Annotated in this window: 20 protein-coding genes; 8 read left to right on the forward strand and 12 right to left on the reverse strand. The window is 57.7% G+C overall.

Annotation, left to right across the window (positions count from 1 at the left end):
• Genes glnL through trmL form a run of 3 tightly spaced genes read left to right on the forward strand, consistent with a single transcriptional unit; the run spans position 1 to position 3,004 of the window.
• Positions 1-1,089, forward strand: coding sequence for a nitrogen regulation protein NR(II) (gene glnL / locus ACAM29_RS17650; protein WP_369624918.1), 1,089 nt, complete (start codon positions 1-3; stop codon positions 1,087-1,089).
• Positions 1,058-2,503: a nitrogen regulation protein NR(I) gene (gene ntrC, locus ACAM29_RS17655; RefSeq protein ID WP_369624919.1), complete on the forward strand. Its 1,446-nt coding sequence runs from the start codon at positions 1,058-1,060 to the stop codon at positions 2,501-2,503. The genes glnL and ntrC overlap by 32 nt, the downstream gene beginning before the upstream one ends.
• A 42-nt stretch (positions 2,504-2,545) precedes the next feature.
• Positions 2,546-3,004, forward strand: coding sequence for a tRNA (uridine(34)/cytosine(34)/5-carboxymethylaminomethyluridine(34)-2'-O)-methyltransferase TrmL (trmL, locus tag ACAM29_RS17660; protein ID WP_369624920.1), 459 nt, complete (start codon positions 2,546-2,548; stop codon positions 3,002-3,004).
• Here the strand turns inward: trmL and ACAM29_RS17665 are convergent.
• The 4 genes from ACAM29_RS17665 to leuS are packed head-to-tail and all read right to left on the reverse strand — an operon-like array spanning position 2,974 to position 7,516.
• Positions 2,974-3,318: a cytochrome c gene (locus ACAM29_RS17665; RefSeq protein WP_369624921.1), complete on the reverse strand. Its 345-nt coding sequence runs from the start codon at positions 3,316-3,318 to the stop codon at positions 2,974-2,976. The two genes, trmL and ACAM29_RS17665, sit on opposite strands and share 31 nt — an antisense overlap.
• Positions 3,319-3,377: 59 nt before the next feature.
• Positions 3,378-4,415 (reverse strand): DNA polymerase III subunit delta, encoded by a 1,038-nt coding sequence (holA, locus tag ACAM29_RS17670; protein ID WP_369624922.1) that lies wholly within the window; start codon positions 4,413-4,415, stop codon positions 3,378-3,380.
• Positions 4,412-4,915 carry an LPS assembly lipoprotein LptE gene (gene lptE / locus ACAM29_RS17675; RefSeq protein ID WP_206836455.1) on the reverse strand — a complete coding sequence of 168 codons (504 nt, stop codon included), beginning with the start codon at positions 4,913-4,915 and terminating at the stop codon, positions 4,412-4,414. Before lptE ends, holA begins: the two co-directional genes overlap by 4 nt.
• Before the next feature lie 12 nt (positions 4,916-4,927).
• Positions 4,928-7,516, reverse strand: coding sequence for a leucine--tRNA ligase (gene leuS / locus ACAM29_RS17680; protein ID WP_369624923.1), 2,589 nt, complete (start codon positions 7,514-7,516; stop codon positions 4,928-4,930).
• A gap of 249 nt (positions 7,517-7,765) precedes the next feature.
• Between leuS and ACAM29_RS17685 the strand changes: the two genes are divergently transcribed.
• Positions 7,766-8,320, forward strand: coding sequence for a metalloendopeptidase (locus tag ACAM29_RS17685; protein ID WP_091826842.1), 555 nt, complete (start codon positions 7,766-7,768; stop codon positions 8,318-8,320).
• Here the strand turns inward: ACAM29_RS17685 and lnt are convergent.
• Genes lnt through miaB form a run of 5 tightly spaced genes read right to left on the reverse strand, consistent with a single transcriptional unit; the run spans position 8,255 to position 13,431 of the window.
• Complete coding sequence (lnt, locus tag ACAM29_RS17690) at positions 8,255-9,766, reverse strand: apolipoprotein N-acyltransferase (RefSeq protein ID WP_369624924.1); 1,512 nt, start codon at positions 9,764-9,766, stop codon at positions 8,255-8,257. The genes ACAM29_RS17685 and lnt overlap by 66 nt on opposite strands.
• 17 nt (positions 9,767-9,783) lie before the next feature.
• Positions 9,784-10,620 (reverse strand): HlyC/CorC family transporter, encoded by an 837-nt coding sequence (locus tag ACAM29_RS17695; RefSeq protein WP_206836445.1) that lies wholly within the window; start codon positions 10,618-10,620, stop codon positions 9,784-9,786.
• On the reverse strand, positions 10,617-11,081 hold the full coding sequence (gene ybeY, locus ACAM29_RS17700; RefSeq protein WP_091826844.1) for an rRNA maturation RNase YbeY: 465 nt from the start codon (positions 11,079-11,081) through the stop codon (positions 10,617-10,619). Before ybeY ends, ACAM29_RS17695 begins: the two co-directional genes overlap by 4 nt.
• The gene (locus ACAM29_RS17705; protein ID WP_369624925.1) at positions 11,078-12,067 is read right to left on the reverse strand and encodes a PhoH family protein; all 990 of its coding nucleotides are present in this window, start codon (positions 12,065-12,067) and stop codon (positions 11,078-11,080) included. The genes ybeY and ACAM29_RS17705 overlap by 4 nt, the downstream gene beginning before the upstream one ends.
• A gap of 20 nt (positions 12,068-12,087) precedes the next feature.
• Positions 12,088-13,431, reverse strand: coding sequence for a tRNA (N6-isopentenyl adenosine(37)-C2)-methylthiotransferase MiaB (gene miaB, locus ACAM29_RS17710; protein WP_091826846.1), 1,344 nt, complete (start codon positions 13,429-13,431; stop codon positions 12,088-12,090).
• 175 nt (positions 13,432-13,606) lie between these two features.
• Between miaB and ACAM29_RS17715 the strand changes: the two genes are divergently transcribed.
• Complete coding sequence (locus ACAM29_RS17715) at positions 13,607-13,930, forward strand: DUF1820 family protein (protein ID WP_091826847.1); 324 nt, start codon at positions 13,607-13,609, stop codon at positions 13,928-13,930.
• 17 nt (positions 13,931-13,947) lie between these two features.
• Here the strand turns inward: ACAM29_RS17715 and ACAM29_RS17720 are convergent, their stop codons facing one another.
• Together ACAM29_RS17720 and epmB are read right to left on the reverse strand one after the other, a co-directional pair.
• Positions 13,948-14,478: a hypothetical protein gene (locus tag ACAM29_RS17720; protein ID WP_091826848.1), complete on the reverse strand. Its 531-nt coding sequence runs from the start codon at positions 14,476-14,478 to the stop codon at positions 13,948-13,950.
• 88 nt (positions 14,479-14,566) lie between these two features.
• On the reverse strand, positions 14,567-15,589 hold the full coding sequence (epmB, locus tag ACAM29_RS17725; RefSeq protein WP_091826849.1) for an EF-P beta-lysylation protein EpmB: 1,023 nt from the start codon (positions 15,587-15,589) through the stop codon (positions 14,567-14,569).
• A 136-nt stretch (positions 15,590-15,725) separates the two neighbouring features.
• Here epmB and efp point away from each other — a divergent pair, with 136 nt between their 5' ends.
• Both efp and epmA read left to right on the forward strand, forming a co-directional pair.
• Positions 15,726-16,292, forward strand: a complete 567-nt coding sequence (efp, locus tag ACAM29_RS17730) for an elongation factor P (RefSeq protein ID WP_091826850.1) — start codon at positions 15,726-15,728, stop codon at positions 16,290-16,292.
• A gap of 169 nt (positions 16,293-16,461) precedes the next feature.
• Entirely contained in the window at positions 16,462-17,430 is a 969-nt protein-coding gene (gene epmA / locus ACAM29_RS17735; RefSeq protein WP_369624926.1) for an EF-P lysine aminoacylase EpmA, read from the forward strand.
• Positions 17,431-17,436: 6 nt separating this feature from the next.
• Here epmA and ACAM29_RS17740 read toward each other — a convergent pair whose 3' ends face one another.
• Positions 17,437-18,594, reverse strand: a complete 1,158-nt coding sequence (locus ACAM29_RS17740) for a MalY/PatB family protein (protein WP_369624927.1) — start codon at positions 18,592-18,594, stop codon at positions 17,437-17,439.
• 171 nt (positions 18,595-18,765) lie between these two features.
• Between ACAM29_RS17740 and ACAM29_RS17745 the strand changes: the two genes are divergently transcribed.
• Entirely contained in the window at positions 18,766-20,307 is a 1,542-nt protein-coding gene (locus tag ACAM29_RS17745; protein WP_369624928.1) for a 2-isopropylmalate synthase, read from the forward strand.
• Positions 20,308-20,310 lie beyond the last annotated feature (3 nt).

Genomic DNA, 20,310 nt, shown 5'->3' on the forward strand with positions numbered 1-20,310 from the left:
ATGTCCCGTTCACAGTCACACAAGCAGATACTGGATAACCTGACCAGTTCGGTATTGGTACTGAACGAGTCCCTTTGCATCCAGTACATGAATCCGGCCGCTGAAATGTTGCTGGAGGCCAGTGCGCGACGGCTCAAAAATCGCCCCATTGAAGAGTGGCTGTCGTCCAGTGAAGCGGAGCTGGATGTCCTGCGCCAGTCATTGTGCAGCGGCCACCCCTACAGTAAGCGGGAAGCACGGCTGGTGACTCAGACCGGGCAGGAGTTGACCGTTGATTACAGCGTCAACCCGATACCGGATGGAGGGATTCTGCTTGAGATACAGGCCCGTGACCGATTGATGCGAATTGAACGGGAAGAGGAACTGCTCACCCGTCATGCCAGTGCACGGATACTGGTACGAGGGCTCGCACATGAGATCAAGAATCCGCTTGGCGGCATCCGCGGGGCTGCTCAGTTGCTGGACCGCGAGCTTGATCGGGCAGAGTTGCACGAATACACCCAGATCATTATTGAAGAAGCGGATCGGCTGCGCCACCTGGTGGACCGCTTGCTGGGGCCGCATAAGCTGCCGGTGATTGAGCGGGTGAACATTCACGCCATTCTTGAGCATGTCTGCAGCCTGGTAAAGGCCGAAACCGGCAATCGCGTCAAACTGATGCGCGACTATGATCCGAGTATTCCCGAGTTTGATGGTGCTCGAGGCCAGTTGATTCAAGCGGTTCTGAATATCATCCGCAATGCGGTACAGGCGATGGAGGAGGCCGGTACAACGGCTCCCCAGATCATGCTGCGTACACGAGCACTGCGCCAGATTACATTGGGTACAGAGCGGCATCGGCTGGTGTGTTCACTTGAGATAATCGACAACGGTCCGGGCATACCCGACGATATTGCCGATACCATTTTCTACCCTATGGTCAGCAGTCGGGCGCAGGGGTCCGGCCTGGGCCTGTCCATCGCCCAGTCGATCATGAATCAGCACAAGGGGCTGATCGAATTTACGTCGGAGCCGGGGCAGACCCGCTTCAACCTGTTTATACCACTGGAGTTGAGTCATGACACAAGCAGCCAAGGTCTGGATCGTTGATGACGATCGCTCGATCCGCTGGGTTCTCGACAAGGCGCTGACATCGGCAGGCTTCGAGACCGAAGCCTTCGATTCGGCGCAGCCACTGCTGGCGCGACTGGAAGACGAGCACCCGGATGCCATTCTGAGTGACGTGCGCATGCCGGGCATGGATGGGCTGAAGCTGTTGCAGCATCTGCACGAGGTGATGCCGCAGCTGCCGATCATCATCATGACAGCCCATTCGGATCTCGACAGTGCCGTGGCCTCCTATCAGGGCGGTGCCTTTGAGTATCTGCCCAAACCATTTGACGTGGATGAGGCACTTTCACTGGTGCGACGTGCGGTTGCACATGCCCAGGAACAGCGCGAGCAGACGGCACAACCCCAGCCTGAGCAGGCGGCTGAAATTATCGGTGAAGCGCCTGCCATGCAGGAGGTGTTCCGTGCCATTGGGCGGTTGGCGCACTCCAATATCACGGTACTGATCAACGGTGAGTCGGGCACCGGCAAGGAGCTGGTTGCTCATGCCCTGCATAAGCACAGCCCGCGAGCAGAGAAGCCGTTCATTCCACTGAATATGGCGGCGATTCCGCGAGACCTGATTGAGTCCGAACTGTTCGGGCATGAGAAAGGTGCCTTCACCGGAGCCGCCGCGAGCCGTCGCGGCCGTTTTGAGCAGGCGGATGGTGGCACCCTGTTTCTGGACGAAATTGGTGATATGCCGGCGGATACCCAGACTCGACTGCTGCGTGTACTGGCCGATGGCGAGTTCTATCGGGTTGGCGGTCATACACCGGTGCGAGTGGATGTCAGGATCATTGCTGCAACCCACCAGAATCTGGAGAAGCTGGTACGGGACGGGCGTTTCCGTGAGGATCTGTTTCACCGCCTCAATGTGATCCGCATCCATATCCCGCGGCTGGCGGAGAGGCGCGAAGACATTCCGCGCCTGGCACGGCACTTTCTGGCCAGTTCGGCCGAAGAGCTGGCGGTAGAACCCAAGGTACTGAAACCGGAAACGGCCGAGTTCATGTGTGATCTGTCATGGCCTGGCAATGTGCGTCAGCTGGAAAATACCTGTCGCTGGCTGACTGTGATGGCATCCGGGCGTGAGGTGCTGGTCTCTGATCTGCCGCCAGAGCTGCTGGAGCAGCAGCAACATGATCCCAAGGTGGCCGGCACCAGTTGCAGCTGGCAGGAAGGATTGAGGCTCTGGGCCGAACAGCAGTTGGCACGAGGCTCAGAAGGTATCCTGCAGGAGGCTGTGCCGGCCTTTGAGCGCGTCATGATTACCGCCGCGTTGGGATCCACTGCGGGTCGCCGACGTGATGCCGCTCGTCTGCTGGGTTGGGGGCGCAACACCTTGACGCGCAAGATCAAGGAGCTGCAGATGGATACCTCCGGTCTTAATGACGAAGAGGGTGACGATTAACCGCTGGCCGGTATAATGTGGGCCGATCCACCGGAGACTCTGATGCTTGATCTGGCCCTTTACCAACCCGAAATTCCACCGAATACCGGGAACATCATCCGCCTGTGTGCCAACACCGGCTTTCGTCTTCACTTGATCCGGCCACTTGGGTTTGATCTTGATGACAAACGTTTGCGTCGGGCAGGGCTGGATTACCATGAGTGGGCCCGGGTACAGGTACATGATGATCTGCAGTCCTGCCTGGAGACGCTTCGGCCCCGGCGAGTCTGGGCGCTGACGACCAAGGCAAAGCGTGGTTATGCTGATGCCGACTTTGCTCCCGGCGATCTGCTGTTGTTCGGCCCTGAAACCCGAGGTCTTCCCGCTGAAGTCATTCAGCAGTACTCAGGCCTGCGTCTGCCGATGCTGGCTGACAGTCGCAGTCTGAATTTGTCCAACGCCTGCGCTGTCGTGGTGTACGAGGCCTGGCGTCAGTTGGGGTTTGAGGGGGTTCTTGCCTGAGCCCTGCGTCGCTCGATGACAAATTCCGCCAGTGCATCGGCCTGCAGGTCGCTGAGTTGGCTGAAGGTGGGCATGTGAGTGTGCCCCTGATCGTAGCCATGCTTGATCATCAGGACAATCTCGTGTCTCTGCAATGAGCGTTCAGTGAGTGGGACCTGTTCCAGAAAAGGGCCAAGTCCGGCTTTCTGGTGGCAGTTTTGGCAGTAGTAGGCATACAGCTTATCCCCTTGCTTCATCCGTTCGGGTGGGGGCTCTCCACAGGCGGTCAGCAGCAGGGGAATGATCGGTAATACAGAGTATCGCAACAGCTTCATGCCGGCTCCTCAACCAAGTCTGCCGTTGAATACTAACAGGCGTGCCGGAGTCTGTCAGTTCAGTGTATCGGGTGTGGCAGGCCCAGCTGGCAGCCGGACAGCTCGAGTGTGAGGCTGGACAGCAGCAGCCAGGGGCAACTGTTGAGCTGGCCCTTGATCGCCAAATCAATATCATGGCTCAGTACCAGCAGGCTTTCCAGCCTTGCTGCTGGCGTCTGTTGACAAGCCTTGCGCATCAGTGGCTTGCGCTTGCCCCAGATTTTCTCTCGCTGGCACAGGGTGTCATAGGGTACGCCTGAGGCCAGTCCGCGCTGCAGGTTGAGTAGGCTACGGATCTCTCGGGTCAGAGCCCAAAGTACCAGAGTGGCCTCGATGCCTTCCTGACGCAGGACCTGCAGGATTTTCTGGCAGCGTGCGGGGTCGCGCATCAGTACGGCATCACTGAGCGCAAAAATGTCGTAACGGGAGCTGTCAGCGACGGCTTCAACCACTTGCTCGGCATCGATGGTTTGGCTGGGGTAAAGCAGGTTGAGCTTATCCAGTTCCTGTTTGGCAGCCAGCAGATTGCCCTCTATCCGTGCACACAGCAGTTGCAGTGCATCGCTACTGAGCTGGAGTCCTTGAGCGGCAGCTCGCTGTGACATCCACTGCGGCAGCTGTTCAGGCTCAACTGGCCAGATCTCTACTACCAGCCCACATTTTTCGACCTGCTTGAACCAGGCACTTTTTTTTGCACCGGCATCGAGTCGGTCGGCCTGAATCAACAGCACATTGTCGGGGGCGGGATTATCAAGATAGCGTTGCAGCAGTGCACTGGCCTGTTTGTCCAGTTTCTGGCTGCCCAGGCGCAGCTCAATGATCTTGCGGTCGGCAAACAGGGACAGGGCGTTGGCGCTTTCCAGCAGGCGCTCCCAGGAAAAGCCTGCATCCACATGCATCACGTCGCGTTCGGTAAAACCTGCCTGACGCAGCCAAGCGCGAATGGCATCGCAGCTTTCAGCATGCTGCAGCGGCTCGTCCCCGGTGACCATAAATACCGGAAAGGGGGAAGTGAGTCGCTGCAGCTGAGCGTTCAGCTGTTCCGCACGGGTTTTCATTGCGCGGTGTTGACGCGCAGGTACTGACGTACCACTTGCTGGGCAAGATCCTGCAGCATCTGCTGTCTGATCAGTATTTCCTGTGAGCCGCTGGCAGTAATGTTGTCGCGCTCGTTGCGATAAACACGTTCGTTCATGATTCTGCGTTCGGGCATTACGACCGCATTGTCATGCTGACGATCCAGTACCCGGAAACGGATTTCCGAGCGCAGTTCATATTCAGCCGCATCGGCGTTACCGGTCAATGTGGCGATACGGCGAGTATGCCGCTCCGACAGTATTTCCAGTTGATAGCGGCCCGACTCCGTAAGGCTAATCCGGTTCACCTCCAGTGCCGAGCGCAGTTCCGGCTCAATCTGACTGGGTGTGGACTCGGTTACCAGATGCACCTGACGCAGTACCTCCGGTACATCATAAAGGCCGCGCAACTTGAAGCCGCAGGCACTCAGTGTCAGGCTCATCAGTACAGCAAACAGGGGCAGGGTCAGGCGCTTGGTCATGGCAGTCTCCGTTCAGCCCACAACAATATTGAGCAGCTTGCCGGGCACAACGATTTTTTTGCGAATCGTTTTGCCTTCAAGGTGCTTCTGTACGTTTTCGCTGGCCAGGGCGGTGTGCAGGATCACGTCTTCGTCCGCATCGGCGGATACGGTAATCTTGGCGCGAACCTTGCCGTTGACCTGCACAACCAGTTCAACGCTGGCGCGGGTCAGCGCCGATGCATCCACCCGGGGCCACGGAGTGTGCAGCAGGTCATTCGTGTGGCCCAGTTCAAGCCAGAGCTGATGCGTAATGTGAGGCACAATGGGCGACAGCAGGCGGATGGCCGCTTCCAGTGCCTCACGTGTGACGGCACGGCCCTGTTCGCTGACATCGACAAAACGGCCAATAGCGTTGGATAGTTCCATCACGGCCGCAATGGCCGTGTTGAAGGTCTGACGGCGCTCCATGTCATCGCTGACCTTGGCAATGGTCTCGTGCACCTTGCGACGCAGGTCGCGCTGCGTTTCGTCGAGTGCTTCAATGTCCAGTGCCGGGCATGCGATACCCTGCTGCAGATGGTCATGCACCTGCTTCCAGAGGCGACGCAGAAAGCGGTGTGCCCCTTCTACTCCCGAGTCGAGCCATTCCAGCGATTGCTCCGGCGGCGCGGCAAACATCATGAACAGACGCACGGTATCGGCACCGTAGCGGTCGATCATGATCTGCGGATCGATGCCGTTGTTCTTGGACTTGGACATCTTCGACATGCCGTCATGGTTAAGCTCTCGACCTGCGGCGTCGGTGGCACGAATCACGCGGCCCTTTTCGTCTTTCTCGGTGGTAACGTCAGCCGGGGAGACCCACACCTGACCGCCTTTTTCGTTTTCATAGTAGAAGCTGTCGGCCAGTACCATGCCCTGACACAGCAGGCGTTTGAATGGCTCGTCTGAGTCGACCAGACCTTCGTCACGCATCAGTTTGTGGAAGAAGCGCGAGTAGAGCAGATGCAGAATGGCATGTTCGATACCGCCGATGTACTGATCCACCGGCAGCCAATGATTGGCCTGCTTGGGGTCAAGCATGGCATCAGGATTCATGCTGGCGTAACGGGCGTAGTACCAGCTGGACTCCATGAAGGTATCGAAGGTGTCGGTTTCACGTTCAGCAGGACCGCCGCACTTGGGGCAGGTCGTGTCGATGAAGTCGCGCATCTTCTTGATCGGTGAGCCTGTGCCATCGAATTCGACCTCTTCCGGCAAACGCACCGGCAGCTGGTCTTCCGGAACCGCTACGGCGCCGCAGCTGTTGCAGTTGATCACGGGAATCGGTGCGCCCCAGTAACGCTGGCGTGAAACACCCCAGTCACGCAGGCGGTAGTTGATGGTGGTGCGGCCCCTGTTCTTGCGTTCCAGCTCTCGGGCGATGGCCTTGAAGGCAACATCAAATTCCAAGTCGTCAAAATCGCCGGAGTTAACCAGTACGCCCTTGTCGGTAAAGGCTTCTTTTTCGAGGTCTACGATCACATCGCCATTCAGCGGTGCGACGACCTGCTTGATTGGCAAGCCGTACTTACGGGCAAACTCCCAGTCGCGCTGGTCGTGGCCTGGTACTGACATCACCGCACCAGAACCATAATCCATCAGTACGAAGTTGGCTGTCCAGACCGGAAGCTTTTCACCGGTCAGCGGGTGTACTGCTTCAATTCCCAGTGCCATACCTTTCTTTTCCATGGTTGCCATGTCGGCTTCGGCAACCTTGGTGTGGCGACACTCTTCGACGAATGCAGCCAGCTCGGCATTGTTTTCAGCGGCCTGCAACGCCAATGGATGCTGGGCCGCAACTGCTACGTAGGTTACGCCCATCAGGGTGTCTGGGCGGGTGGTGAACACTTCAAGTTCGCCGTAGCCGTCCACCTGGAAGCTGAGTTCGACCCCTTCCGAGCGACCGATCCAGTTACGTTGCATGGTCTTGACCTGCTCCGGCCAGCCATCGAGCTTGTCCAGGTCGTCCAGCAACTGGTCAGCATAGTCGGTGATTTTCAGAAACCACTGTGGGATCTTTTTCCGCTCGACAAGCGCGCCGGAGCGCCAGCCACGACCATCGATTACCTGTTCATTGGCCAGAACTGTCTGATCAACCGGATCCCAGTTGACCTCTGCTTCCTTCTTGTAGACCAGCCCCTTTTTCATCAGTCGGGTAAAGAACCATTGCTCCCAACGGTAATATTCAGGATGGCAGGTGGCCAGCTCGCGTGACCAGTCATAGCCAAAGCCCATTTGCTTGAGCTGATGGCGCATGTAGTCGATGTTTTCGTAGGTCCACTTGGCCGGTGGTACGTTGTTTTTCATTGCCGCATTCTCAGCCGGCAGACCAAACGCATCCCAGCCCATTGGCTGCAGTACGTTGCGTCCCTGCATGCGCTGGTAGCGGGAAACTACATCACCGATTGTGTAGTTGCGAACGTGCCCCATGTGCAGGCGGCCGCTGGGGTAGGGGAACATGGAAAGGCAGTAGAAGGGCTCTCCCGGCGCACTTTCGTCCGCCTTGAAGCTGTCCTGTTGTTCCCAATGCTGCTGTACCTTGGGCTCGATATCCTGGGGGGTATATTGTTCGTTCATTATGCTTGGCTGCAACTCACTGATAACGGGAATTTGCGCTGTGTGGCCGGTCGTCACCGGGCCTGCGCCGCAAAAGGCTGAATGGGGCATAGCATACAATATTCCCCTCGTCGTCAACAGGGGAGAAGTCGGCAGCGAGCTGTAGCACAGAGATTGACCTGCAACGCTGAGCTTTTCCGCAATCGGGGATATACTGAACGCAAAAGGGGCACGAGAATCGGGCCCCGCCCGCTGACACAGGAGTTGCCCATGAGCGAGCATGAACAGAAAACCCCAAAGCATTCGGATCAGGCACCGCGTGCCTATGATCGGGTGCTGGAACGTTTGCGCCAGCGGCTTGATGAGGCCGGTGAGGTAAGTTGGGACTATCTGCAGGATCAGATCGAAGAAGCGGCAGAGCTGGAGTTGGCTGCTGAAGAGATGACCCGGGATGAAGTCGAGCTGATGAAGGCCTATTTGCGGCGTGATCTGAAGCAGCTTGGTTACTATGCGCATGAAACCGGTGATGGCCTTGCGGCTTGGCTGAACTTCGATCTGGGGGTGCTGGAAGAGAAGGTGCGCCAGGCGCTGCTGGATCTGGCCGACAAGACTCGCGTTCAGCATGAGCTGCTGCGTGAACAGCTGGCTCATGATGAAGATCAGTATCTGGCAGGCGAAGTCAGTGCGCCGGGCACTTTGCGCTGCCTGCAGTGCGGTGAGTCTCAGCAGCTCAAGGCAACCGACAAAATTGCCGCCTGTTCACACTGTGGTGCGGTGGTGTTTGAGCGGGTGTCGCTGCCCTGGGCGCCAGTAACCCAGCAGTAGCAGGCCTGCAAGCCCTGCCAGCAAAGGCCAGAGGCCAAAATGCTGCCAGGGCGTATTGCCCTGCATCGGTTGCACCTCGCCGGTGAGAGTGGTCGAGCTGTCAAGCGGAGCCTGTCCACTGACCTTGCCTCTGGGGTCGATCAGTGCTGTATAGCCGTTGTTGGTGCCGCGCAGCAGCCAGCGACCGTTTTCCAGTGCCCGCATGCGGGCGATCTGCAGGTGTTGTTCCGGCGCGATGGAGCGCCCAAACCAGGTGTCGTTGGATACGGTCAGCATCAGGCTGCTGTCACGGGCCAGGCGGTTGACCAGTTGCGGGTAGGCGATCTCATAGCAGATCGCCGGCGCAATGCGCAGGTTATCCAGCTGCAGCGTATCGGTATTGTCTTCAGGCAGGCTGAAGCTGGACATGGGCAGGTTGAAAAAATCGATCACACCACGCAGCTGCTTCTCCAGCGGTACATATTCGCCAAAGGGGACCAGCCGCTGCTTGTGATATAGATCGCTGCCGTTACTGAAAATACCCAGACTGTTGTGAAAGCGCTGGCCGAAAGGGCTATTCGGGTCGGCTTCGGCATAGGGAAAGCCGCTGATCAGGGTGACGCCATTGTGATCAAGCTGATCCAGAAACGGGCCCAGTATGGGGGCTGCTCGATTGAAGGTGGAAGGAATGGCAGTCTCGGGCCAGATCAGCAGGTCTGCATCAGGGTGCTGGCGACTGAGCTGCATCTGTTGCTGCAGAATCCGTCTCAGCTGGTCCGGCTGCCATTTCTGCAACTGCGGTATGTTGGGTTGCACCAGCACGACTTTCAGTGCGGGAGAGTCGGCTGGCTGGGTCCAGTTTTGAGGCAGCAGCAGGGAACCGACCGCCAGCAGCACGCCCGGCAACAGTGGCAGCCATTTGCGATCTGCCAGAGCGCGGGCACTGGCGGTGGCCAGCAGTACCAGAATCAATGACAGCCACCAGATACCAAACAGGGGTGCCCATCGCTCCAGTGGGGTGTCCAGCACGGCATAGCCCAGATACAGCCACGGGAAGCCCGTCAGCAGCCAGCTGCGCAGCCACTCGAATCCCACCCAGACAACCGTGAATATCAGCCAGCGCTGTCCGGCGTTTCGGGCCAAATGGGCAAACAGCCAACCCTGCAGTGCAAACAGCAGGGCCAGTGCCATCACGAACAGCGCTGTCAGCGCAGTGGCCAGTATGGCTGAAGCGCTGCCGTAGGTGTTGATGCTAACATAGACCCAAGAGACTCCGGCACCCCAGAATCCCAGGCCAAAACAGTAGCCGCTGAACAGGGATCGCCGGGGTGTCTGGTGGCGCTGGATCAGGTAAAGCAGGGCGGGACCCAGCAACACCAGCAGTTTGAGGTCAAAGGGCGCCAGTGCCAGCGTGATGCTGGCACCTGCAAGCAGTGCAGTAAAGACTGTCGTCAGTGATCGAGCCATGCGGTCAGTGCTCACGCTCAGGTGCGGGTAACCTGCAACAGGCGCAGGCGTCGGTTGTCGGCCGACAGCACTTTGAAGTTGAAACCTTCGATGACAATGCTTTCATCCTTGGCCGGCAGGTGTCCGAAGTGTTGAGTGACGATGCCGCCAATGGTGTCAAATTCGTCATCGGAGAAGCCGACGTCAAAATAGGCGTTGAAATCCTCGATGGGTGTCAGTGCCTTGACCAGGTAGCCATTATCGTCGAACGGTTTGATGTTGCCGTCATCTTCCTCGGCGTCATGCTCGTCTTCGATTTCGCCAACAATCTGCTCCAGCACATCCTCGATGGTGATCAGCCCGGCGATGCCGCCATATTCGTCCACTACTATCGCCATATGATTGCGGGTGCCGCGGAACTCGTTGAGCAATACATTGAGGCGCTTGCTTTCAGGGATGAATGTGGCCTTGCGCAGGCACTGGCGGATGTCGAACTGATCAAGCGTCCCTTCAAGCATGTAAGGCAGCAGGTCTTTGGCCAGCAAAATGCCAAGCACCTCGTCGGGATTCTCGCCGCAGACAGGAAAGCGGGAGTGGGCGCTGGAGATGATCACCGGCAAAAACTCGCGTGGTGTCTGGTTGACCTGCACCATGGTCATTTGTGAGCGCGGAATCATCACATCCCGCACCTGCATTTCGGTGACCTGAATGGCGCCTTCGATGATGCCATGAGCATCGTTGTCCAGAATCCCGGATTCGCAGGCCTGCTGCAGGATTTCGCGGACATCCTCTCGGCTGCGGGGCTCGTCAGAAAAGGCCTGGGCCAGTTTTTCCAGCCAGCTTTTTGACGTGCCGCTCGATCGGTCTTCGCTCATACGGGTCCTCTGAATGCATAGGGGTCGGCTATATCCAGCCGGGCCAGCAGGGCGCGTTCCAGCGCCTCCATCTCCTCGGCTTCGTCGTCATTTATATGATCGAATCCGAGCAGATGCAAGGCTCCGTGCACAACCATGTGTGCCCAATGGTCCTGCAGGGCCTTGTGTTGCTCTTCCGCCTCCTGGGCCACCACTTCGGCGCAGATCACCAGATCACCCAGTAGCGTGACCGGAATTCCGGCTGGAACTTCAAACGGAAATGAGAGGACATTGGTCGGTGCATCCTTGCCGCGGTAGTCGCGGTTCAGCTCTCGACTTTCCTCTGGGCTTACCACGCGGATGCACACTTCGCCTTCGGATTTCTGCTGCTTCAGAACCGTTTCCACCCAGCGTGCAAAGTCGGCTTCGGAGGGTAGGTCGGGTGCATCACATGCAATCTGCAGATCAATCTGTGTGCTCAATTGTCCTGCTCCTGTGCGCTCTCATACCGTTCATAGGCTTCAACAATATGCTGTACCAGCGGATGGCGTACCACATCCTTCGAACCGAAATGGGTAAAGCCGATCTCTTTTACGCCATCCAGTACCTCCATCGCATGCAGCAGACCCGAGCGGGTGCCCTTGGGCAGGTCGATCTGGGTCTTGTCGCCGGTGATCACCGCAGTGGAACCGAAGCCGATACGGGTCAGGAACATTTTCATCTGTTCCCGGGTGGTGTTCTGGGCTTCGTCCAGAATCACGAACGAGCCGTTCAGTGTGCGACCACGCATGTAAGCCAGCGGTGCAACCTCGATCACGTTGCGCTCGATCAGCTTGGCAACCTTTTCGAACCCCATCATCTCATACAGCGCGTCATAGAGCGGTCGAAGATAGGGGTCAACCTTCTGGCTCAGGTCGCCGGGCAGGAAACCCAGTTTTTCACCGGCTTCGACCGCTGGGCGCACCAGCAGGATGCGACTGACTTCTTCACGCTCCAGTGCTTCCACGGCACAGGCCACGGCCAGGTAGGTCTTGCCGGTGCCGGCCGGGCCGATGCCGAAGTTTATATCGTGGGTGCGGATGCGCTGCACATAGTCCTGCTGATTGCCGCCGCGTGGACGGATCAATACCTTGCGGGTACAAATGGCGTAGCGTTTTTCCGCTTCAGTTTCGGCCTTGTCGCGCTTGGGCTGATCCAGACCACTGCCCTGCAGTTGCAGGTGGATCTGTTCGGGAGACAGATCGGCGCCACCCAGAATCTGCTGATAAATCTGCTCCAGCAGTGCGGTCAATGCCTTGACCTGAGTCGGCTGACCGACCAGCTGAAAACGGTTGCCACGGTTGCGGATCTCGACGCCGGTGCGTTCCTCAAACAGTTTGAGGTGAGCATCAAACTGGCCGCACAGAGTGAGCAGGGCTGCCGGGTTATTGGGTTCCAGCAGCAGGGTGACGGATTGGGTCGGGGTCAAAAAATGCTCCTCGGGAAAAATCAGTGATCAAGCTCGGAGCTGACCAGCTCACCCAGCAGGGAGTTGGCGTAGGCCTGAGCGATACGTACATCGGCAAAGTGGCCGATCAGGTCAGGGTTGTCACAGCGGAAGTTGACCACTCGGTTGTTCTCGGTGCGGCCAGACAACTGCCCTGGGTCTTTTTTGGAATAGCCGTTGACCAGAATGCGTTGCGTAGTGCCCACCATGTGTCGGCTGATCTGAAACGCCTGCGCAGTGATGCGGTCCTGCAGGATCTTCAGACGCTGCTTCTTGGTTTCTTCGTCCACGTTGTCCGGCAGATCGGCGGCCGGAGTGCCCGGGCGTCGGCTGTAGATAAAGCTGAACGAGGCGTCAAAGCCGATCTCGGCGATCAAGTTCATGGTGGCTTCAAAATCGGCCTCGGTCTCGTTGGGGAAGCCGATGATGAAGTCGGAGGAGAAACTGATGTCCGGACGCAATTTCTTGATGCGGCGCAGTTTGGACTTGTACTCCAGTACCGTGTGACCGCGTTTCATAGCCATCAGAATACGGTCGGAGCCACTCTGTACCGGCAAGTGCAGATGACTCACGAGCTCGGGTACTTCCGCATAGACATCGATCAGGCTGTCGCTGAACTCTACCGGGTGCGAGGTGGTGAAGCGGATGCGGTCGATGCCGTCGATGGCCGCCACGCAACGGATCAGCTCAGCCAGGTCGGCGCTGTCGCCGTCATGGGTAGCGCCGCGATAGGCGTTCACGTTCTGCCCCAGCAGGTTGACTTCGCGTACGCCCTGTTCCGCCAGTTCGACACATTCAGCAAGGACATCATCCAGCGGACGACTGACCTCTTCGCCGCGGGTGTAAGGCACCACACAGAAAGTGCAGTACTTGCTGCAGCCTTCCATTACGGACACAAACGCTTCGGCGCCTTCCACCTTGGGAGCCGGCAGGTGGTCAAATTTCTCGATCTCGGGGAAGCTGACATCCACGATGCCAACACTGCCCTTGCGGCTTTCGGTAATCATTTCCGGCAGGCGGTGCAGGGTCTGCGGTCCGAAAATCATGTCGACATAGGGCGCGCGTTCCAGAATTGCGGACCCTTCCTGAGATGCAACACAGCCACCGACACCGATCATCAGGTCAGGCTTGTTCTGCTTCAGTTTGCGCCAGCGCCCCAGCTGGTGGAACACCTTGTCCTGCGCCTTCTCACGGATTGAGCAGGTGTTCAGCAGCAGGACATCCGCTTCGTCCGGATTGTCCGTCAACTCCAGCGCGTGGCTCTCGCCCAGCAAGTCTGCCATGCGGGAGGAGTCGTATTCGTTCATCTGACAGCCATGTGTCTTGATAAACAGCTTTTTGGCCATGAATCACCTGTGTTGCGTCGTGAAAATAAAAAGGGCCTCGAAAGAGGACCGCGAATTATACCCAAGGGGGGCGTTGTCGGCTACAAACTGATCAAAAAATGCTCAGCCTTGTTTTTCTTTGGGCTGCCCCCATAATCGCCGCAGCAACAGAGTTTATGTCGGAGTGAGTCGGGCCATGGCCAGTGAAGAACGTCTTTATCGTGTCAGTTTCGTCAATCAGGACAAGGTGTACGAGGTTTATGTCCGACATGTCTATCAAAGCGACATGTGGGGGTTCATTCAGTTGGAAGAGTTTGTTTTCGGCAATCGTTCAGAGTTGCTGGTCGATCCCGGTGAAGAAAAACTGAAGCAGGAGTTTGCTGACGTAAATACCTGCTATGTGCCGATGCAGGCCATCATTCGCATCGACGAAGTACGCAACGAAGGGGTGGCGCGCATCAGTGAGGCCAAAGGGAATGTGGCGGCTTTCCCTTTGGCTCCTCCCAAACGTGACAAATAATCGTCGCGTCAGTGTGCCTAGCGTACAGTGCGTTCGGCCGTGAGGTTGTTGCCGCAGTTGCTGTTGCGCAGCTCGCTGCCGTTGAGCAGGGCAAAACGGTCAGTGGCATGGTATTCCACGCTCTGGTCTTCGGCATAGATCAGCTCGGCACCTTCAATCCGAAAACAGCCCAGGTCACGGTGCTGCCAGACCTGCTTCCAGACTTTGTCACCACTGTGCTCGCCCGGCGCAAAGGGGCCGGCAACACGAAGCCATGTGTCGGGACGACCACTTTTTTTCGAGTTCACACGTTGACCGCTGTGGGTAAAGGCGGTGGTTTTGAACATCACGTACTGCAGTGTCTTGTCCGTACCGTTGATAAAGCTGATATGTGCATCACTGCTGCCACCGGCACGGTGGTCGCTGATCATCAATACCGGCTTGAGCACAGGGGCTGGTTTGGGCTGTGCAACCGGTTCAGGCTTCTTTTGGGCGCAGGCACTGAGCAGTGCTGCCGTCAGTGCCAGGCTGCCCAGTCGAATCACCTGACGGGCTGAAGGTATGGTCATGCAGGTCTCCATGGAGTTGATGATCCTCATTTTTAATTCTGTGGGCAAAAGTGCAGCTTTACATCTGAACATCGGCTGAGCAACGCGCTCAGTCAACCTGCCCTGGCTGTAATGGCAACAGCAGTGTCTTGGATGGACGCCCGGGAATCTCGCGCGCCAGCCGAGGCACGAGGTAACCAGGCAGCTCCGACTGCAATTCCCCTACCAGTCGCTGGGCCTGTCGGTCATCAACGTCAAAATGTGCAGCACCCGCGACCGCGTCCAGTACGAACAGATAATAGGGCAGGACCCCGCAGGAGAACAATGTCTCGCTGAGTATTTTTTGTACAGATTTGTTGTCATTGATATCACGCAGCAGTACCGCCTGATTAAGCAACGTGATGCCGGCCTGCTTCAGGCGCACGCATGCCTTGATCACATCTGCGTCAATCTCCTGAGGATGATTGACGTGTAGTACCAGTACCGGCTGCAGACGTGAGGAGGTCAATGCGCTGATCAAGGTGTCTGTCACTCGCTGCGGGATGACCACCGGAAGGCGAGAGTGGATGCGTACACGCTGAAGATGGGGCACTTCACCCAAATCGCTTAGCATCCGCTGCAGTCGATTGTCCGGTGTGGCAAGCGGGTCGCCACCGGAGAAAATCACTTCACTGACCTGAGTGTGTTGATGCAGGTAGTCCAGCACTGCCTGCCACTGGCGCGGCCCCAGTTGGTTGTCGGCGTAAGGGAAGTGGCGTCGGAAGCAGTAACGACAATTAATGGCACAGGCACCGGACAGGATTAGCAGTACCCGGTCGGTATATTTATGGATCAGACCGCTGGTGTGGTTAGCATCGGCCTCGGCCAGCGGATCGGTGTTGAAACCGGGCACCTGCAACAGCTCATCCGCCAGCGGCAAAATCTGACGCAATAACGGATCGTTCGGGTCGCCCTTGCGGATGCGGCTTAGCCACGGACGAGGCACGCGCAGTGCAAACTCGCGGTTGGCAGACAGAGCACCCTCAAGCAGGGTTGCGGGCAGTTCCAGCAACTCCAGCAGTTCAGCCGGGTCTTCAATACACTGGCGCAGTTCGGTCTGCCAGTCAGAGGCAGTGGGGTAGAGCAGATTCATCAAAAGTGCCGGTGCAGGGTGAGCAGGATAAATTGGCCTGCATTCTCCTTTGCAGTAGAATGGCTGTCAATTTATCGGGCTGCCCTTCAGAAGAATGTAGCCTGCTCTGGAATCCAAGACGCGGAACCTTCAATTTATGGCTAATTACTCCAGCAACCAGTTCAAAAACGGCATGAAAGTGATGATCGACGGCGACCCCTGCAGTATGGTCGATGTTGAATTCGTAAAGCCGGGCAAGGGGCAGGCGTTTACTCGCGTGCGTCTGCGTAACCTGCTGACCGGCCGTATCTGGGAGCGTACCTTCAAGTCCAACGAATCGGTTGAAAGTGCTGATGTGATGGATCTGGATATGGAGTACCTCTACAACGATGGCGAAATGTGGCATTTCATGGATCCAAGCTCTTTTGAGCAGTTCGCGGCTGATCAGAATGCGGTTGGCGATGCGGCCAAGTGGCTGAAGGAACAGGACAAGAGCATCATCACGCTGTGGAACAACAACCCGATCAGCGTAACACCACCGAACTTTGTTGAACTGGAAGTGGTTGAGACTGATCCGGGCCTGAAAGGCGACACCGCCCAGGGTGGCTCCAAGCCTGCTACCCTGAGCACTGGCGCTGTGGTGCGTGTGCCGCTGTTTATCGAACGTGGTGAAGTGCTGCGCATCGATACCCGTACCGGCGAGTACGTCAGCCGCGCCAACTGATTCTGCTGAAGTGGAGCCGGAGGAGGTTTACGGACTGTCTGCGGCCAAGGATGGTCGCAGTCAAGCCTACAGGGATGTATTCATGACGTGTCCGTAAACCTTCACCGGCATCCGCTCGCTTATGAAATGGCAGCTTCGGCTGCCGTTCTTGTTTTTGAGCAAAATTCCGATGCAAGAGTCATTCTGGCGTCCCAGCGCCCCGATTCACAATCTGCGTGCCCGAGCCAAAGTGCTGGAACGGATTCGTCATTTCTTTGCCGAGCGCAACGTACTGGAAGTTGAAACTCCGGTACTGTCTCATTGCGCGGTCAGTGACCCTTTTATCGACAGTCTTGAGGTCAGTTTCGGCTTTCAGCCGGGAATCGAGGATGAACGGCTTTATTTGCAAACTTCGCCTGAATACGCCATGAAGCGGCTGCTCGCCGCGGGCAGTGGTGATATCTATTCGATGGCTAAAGTGTTTCGTAACGGCGAGTCTGGGCGGCGCCACAACCCCGAGTTCACCATGCTGGAATGGTATCGTCTGGGGTTTGATGATCGCCAGTTGATGGCGGAAGTGGACGCTCTGCTGCGCTCGGTGATACCCGATCTTGAAGTGAGCTATCTAAGCTATGCCCGGCTGTTCGAGTCCGAGCTGGGGCTGGATCCACATACGGCCAGTCTGGAGCAGTTGCAGCGGATCTGCCGTAAGCACGTGGATGCGCCTTTCGAGGACGATGATCGCGATACCTGGCTCAACTTGCTGATGTCCCACGTGCTGGAGCCGCGATTGCAGAGTGCCGTGTTTATCCACAGCTATCCGGCCTCCATGGCGGCGCTGGCGCAGGTGCGCGAGGATGAGCAGGGGCGCCGGGTGGCCGCCCGCTTTGAGCTGTTCGTCAACGGCATCGAACTGGCCAACGGCTACCATGAGTTGACCGATGCGGCTGAACAGGCGCGACGCCTGCAAGCTGACCAGCAGCAGCGTGCGGCGCTGGGGCTACCACAGCGACCACTGGAGCTGCGACTGGTACAGGCGCTGGAAACCGGACTGCCGGACTGTGCCGGTGTCGCCCTCGGCGTCGACCGGCTGGTGATGTTGGCGCTGGGCGCCGAAGGGTTGGATCAGGTGGTATCCTTCATGCATGAGCGGGCGTGAGCCTGCTCATGCCGGCAGTTCCTTCAACAACGCCCGTCTCATTCTGTCGACAGCTTCTTCCAACAGTGCTCTTGGGCAGCCGAAATTCAGTCGCATAAAACGCTCATCGCCAAAGTCCCGTCCTGGTGACAGGCCAACGCCGGCCTGCTCGAAAAAGTGGGGTGGGTTATCCAGGCTGGCGGCGGAGACATCGATCCAGGCCAGGTAGGTGGCTTCAATTGGATCAAGCCTGAGGCCGGGCAGGGCGTTGATCGCTTCAACCAGATAGTCCCTGTTGCCGCGCAGGTAATCCAGCTGGGCACGGTTCCACTCATCGCCGTCGCGGTAGGCCGCCAGTGCGGCGGTATAGCCAAGCAGGTTGACGTCAGGCACGATCCCTTTGCGTACACGCTGAAAGCGCTGGCGAAGTTCCGGGTTCTGGATGATGGCAAAGGAGCAGCCAAGGCCCGCGATGTTGTAGGTCTTGCTCGGTGCCATCAGGGTGATGGTGCGGGCCGCAATCTCGTCGTTCAGCGACGCGATCGGGGTATGTGTCAGGCCCGGTTGCAGAATCAGGTCGCAGTGGATTTCGTCAGAGCAGATGATCAGGTCGTGGCGGATGATGATTTCGGACAGGGCTTCCAGTTCTTCACGGCGATACAGGGTGCCGCCGGGATTGTGCGGGTTACAGAACAGCAGCAGCCTGGCATCCGGTGTAATGGTAGCTTCGAGTGCGTCCAGATCGATGACGCTGCGCCCATCCTCCTCACGGATCAGCGGTACCTTGATCAGGCTGCGATCGGACAGACGCGGGGCCGACATGAACGGCGGGTAGACCGGTGCCGGAGTGAGTACGGCAGAGCCTGATTCGCCCACCGAGCGGCAGGCCAGGTTAAGGCCGCACACCAATCCGGGCAGCCAGACCAGATCGTTGACCTCAATAGACCAGTCATACAGCCGCTGCATCCGCTCGATCACCAGCCGATTCAGCTCGGCAGGAGTACTGGTGTAACCGAACACGCCGTGATCGATGCGCTGATGCAGCGCCTGAATCACGGCTTCTGGCGCCATAAAGTCAGTATCGGCCACCCACATCGGCAGAATTTCCGTGTCGGCATATTTCTCCCACTTCTCGCTGGAGGTGGCGCGGCGGTCAATCAGCTGGTCGAAACGGGTTGGGCTCATCGGTACTCCTTCATCGGGTCTGCGGTCAACGACAATCTGGTGATACAATAATAGCCATAACACAGCCCTGATCCTGTTTTTCACTCGGGTTAATGCCCGATCTTACAATCAGAGCTTCAGTATCTACATGCAGGCGACGGTTGTCAGCCTGTATAGAAGGGAGTAGCCAGCATGAGCAGCAACGATCGCGTCATTATTTTTGATACCACCTTGCGTGACGGTGAGCAGAGTCCCGGTGCCTCCATGACCCGTGATGAAAAGCTGCGCATCGCCAAACAGCTGGAAAAGCTGCGTGTGGATGTGATCGAAGCAGGCTTCGCCATCGCCAGCCCCGGCGACTTCGAGTCGGTGAAATCGATCGCCGATACCATCAAGGAGAGCACCGTCTGCTCTCTGTCCCGTGCGCTGGACGCGGATATCGACCGGGCCGGTGAAGCGCTGAAAAATGCCGCCTCCGGTCGCATTCATACCTTTATTGCGACCTCTCCGATCCACATGCAGTACAAGTTGCAGATGGAGCCGGATCAGGTGGTGGAAAACGCCGTGCGTGCAGTCAAGCGGGCGCGTAATCTGGTCGGTGACGTGGAGTTCTCGCTGGAAGACGCCAGTCGCTCCGAGCTGGACTTCATGTGCCGCATCATTGAGCAGGTGATCGAAGCCGGTGCCCGCACCATCAATATCCCCGATACCGTGGGCTACGCGGTGCCGCACGAATACGGCAACACCATTCGTCAGCTGATCGAGCGTATTCCCAACTCCGACAAGGCGATCTTCTCGGTTCATTGCCACAATGACCTGGGGCTGGCAGTGGCCAACTCGCTGGCAGCCGTCAATGCCGGTGCGCGTCAGGTGGAATGTACCATCAACGGCCTGGGCGAGCGTGCCGGTAATGCCGCGCTGGAAGAGATCGTCATGGCGCTGCGTACTCGCAAGGATACATTCGGTCTGGAAACCCGCATCGACACCACTCAAATTGTGCCGGCGTCGCGTCTGGTCTCCAGCATCACCGGTTTCCCGGTACAGCCCAACAAGGCGATTGTCGGTGCCAATGCCTTTGCTCATGAGTCCGGCATTCATCAGGATGGCGTACTCAAGCACCGTGAAACCTATGAAATCATGACGGCAGAAGATGTGGGCTGGAATACCAACCGCATGGTTCTGGGCAAGCTGTCCGGTCGTGCCGCCTTCCGCGCCCGCATGGAAGAGCTGGGCACCGTGTTTGCCACCGACGCCGAGCTGAATACGGCTTTTGCCCGCTTCAAGGAACTGGCGGACAAGAAGAGCGAAATCTTTGATGATGATCTGGTTGCTTTGGTCAGCGATGCCCGTGCCTCTGCCGGTCATGAAAAGTACAAACTGAGCAGTCTGAATGTCACTTCCCAGACCGGTGAAGTGCCGGTGGCTAACTTGGTGGTGTCCGTGGATACGCAGGAACACAGCGCTGAAGCCTCCGGCAGCGGTCCCGTGGATGCGGCTTTCAAGGCGATCGAGCAGGTGGCGGCTTCCGGTGCCAATCTGCAGCTGTACTCGGTCAATGCTATCACCAGCGGCACCGACTCTCAGGGTGAAGTCACCGTGAGGCTGGAAAAGGCTGGTCGCATCGTCAACGGTCTGGGTGCCGATACCGATATCATTATTGCCTCGGCCAAGGCCTATCTGCACGCACTGAATCTGCTGGATGCCAATATCCAGAAAGCTCATCCGCAGGTGTGAGGC

The sequence above is a fragment of the Marinobacterium sp. BA1 genome, from assembly GCF_041155135.1.
Taxonomy (GTDB): Bacteria; Pseudomonadota; Gammaproteobacteria; order Pseudomonadales; family Balneatricaceae; genus Marinobacterium; species Marinobacterium iners.

Excerpts from the sequence above, each read along its gene's own strand:
- holA (WP_369624922.1), bottom strand. The coding sequence starts at position 4,415 with ATGAAAACCCGTGCGGAACAGCTGAACGCTCAGCTGCAGCGACTCACT.
- ACAM29_RS17665 (WP_369624921.1), bottom strand. The coding sequence starts at position 3,318 with ATGAAGCTGTTGCGATACTCTGTATTACCGATCATTCCCCTGCTGCTG.
- ACAM29_RS17685 (WP_091826842.1), top strand. The coding sequence starts at position 7,766 with ATGAGCGAGCATGAACAGAAAACCCCAAAGCATTCGGATCAGGCACCG.
- glnL (WP_369624918.1), top strand. The coding sequence starts at position 1 with ATGTCCCGTTCACAGTCACACAAGCAGATACTGGATAACCTGACCAGT.
- miaB (WP_091826846.1), bottom strand. The coding sequence starts at position 13,431 with ATGGCCAAAAAGCTGTTTATCAAGACACATGGCTGTCAGATGAACGAA.
- leuS (WP_369624923.1), bottom strand. The coding sequence starts at position 7,516 with ATGAACGAACAATATACCCCCCAGGATATCGAGCCCAAGGTACAGCAG.
- ACAM29_RS17695 (WP_206836445.1), bottom strand. The coding sequence starts at position 10,620 with ATGAGCGAAGACCGATCGAGCGGCACGTCAAAAAGCTGGCTGGAAAAA.
- trmL (WP_369624920.1), top strand. The coding sequence starts at position 2,546 with ATGCTTGATCTGGCCCTTTACCAACCCGAAATTCCACCGAATACCGGG.
- ACAM29_RS17745 (WP_369624928.1), top strand. The coding sequence starts at position 18,766 with ATGAGCAGCAACGATCGCGTCATTATTTTTGATACCACCTTGCGTGAC.
- lnt (WP_369624924.1), bottom strand. The coding sequence starts at position 9,766 with ATGGCTCGATCACTGACGACAGTCTTTACTGCACTGCTTGCAGGTGCC.
- epmB (WP_091826849.1), bottom strand. The coding sequence starts at position 15,589 with ATGAATCTGCTCTACCCCACTGCCTCTGACTGGCAGACCGAACTGCGC.
- epmA (WP_369624926.1), top strand. The coding sequence starts at position 16,462 with ATGCAAGAGTCATTCTGGCGTCCCAGCGCCCCGATTCACAATCTGCGT.
- efp (WP_091826850.1), top strand. The coding sequence starts at position 15,726 with ATGGCTAATTACTCCAGCAACCAGTTCAAAAACGGCATGAAAGTGATG.
- ACAM29_RS17740 (WP_369624927.1), bottom strand. The coding sequence starts at position 18,594 with ATGAGCCCAACCCGTTTCGACCAGCTGATTGACCGCCGCGCCACCTCC.
- ntrC (WP_369624919.1), top strand. The coding sequence starts at position 1,058 with ATGACACAAGCAGCCAAGGTCTGGATCGTTGATGACGATCGCTCGATC.
- ACAM29_RS17720 (WP_091826848.1), bottom strand. The coding sequence starts at position 14,478 with ATGACCATACCTTCAGCCCGTCAGGTGATTCGACTGGGCAGCCTGGCA.
- lptE (WP_206836455.1), bottom strand. The coding sequence starts at position 4,915 with ATGACCAAGCGCCTGACCCTGCCCCTGTTTGCTGTACTGATGAGCCTG.
- ACAM29_RS17715 (WP_091826847.1), top strand. The coding sequence starts at position 13,607 with ATGGCCAGTGAAGAACGTCTTTATCGTGTCAGTTTCGTCAATCAGGAC.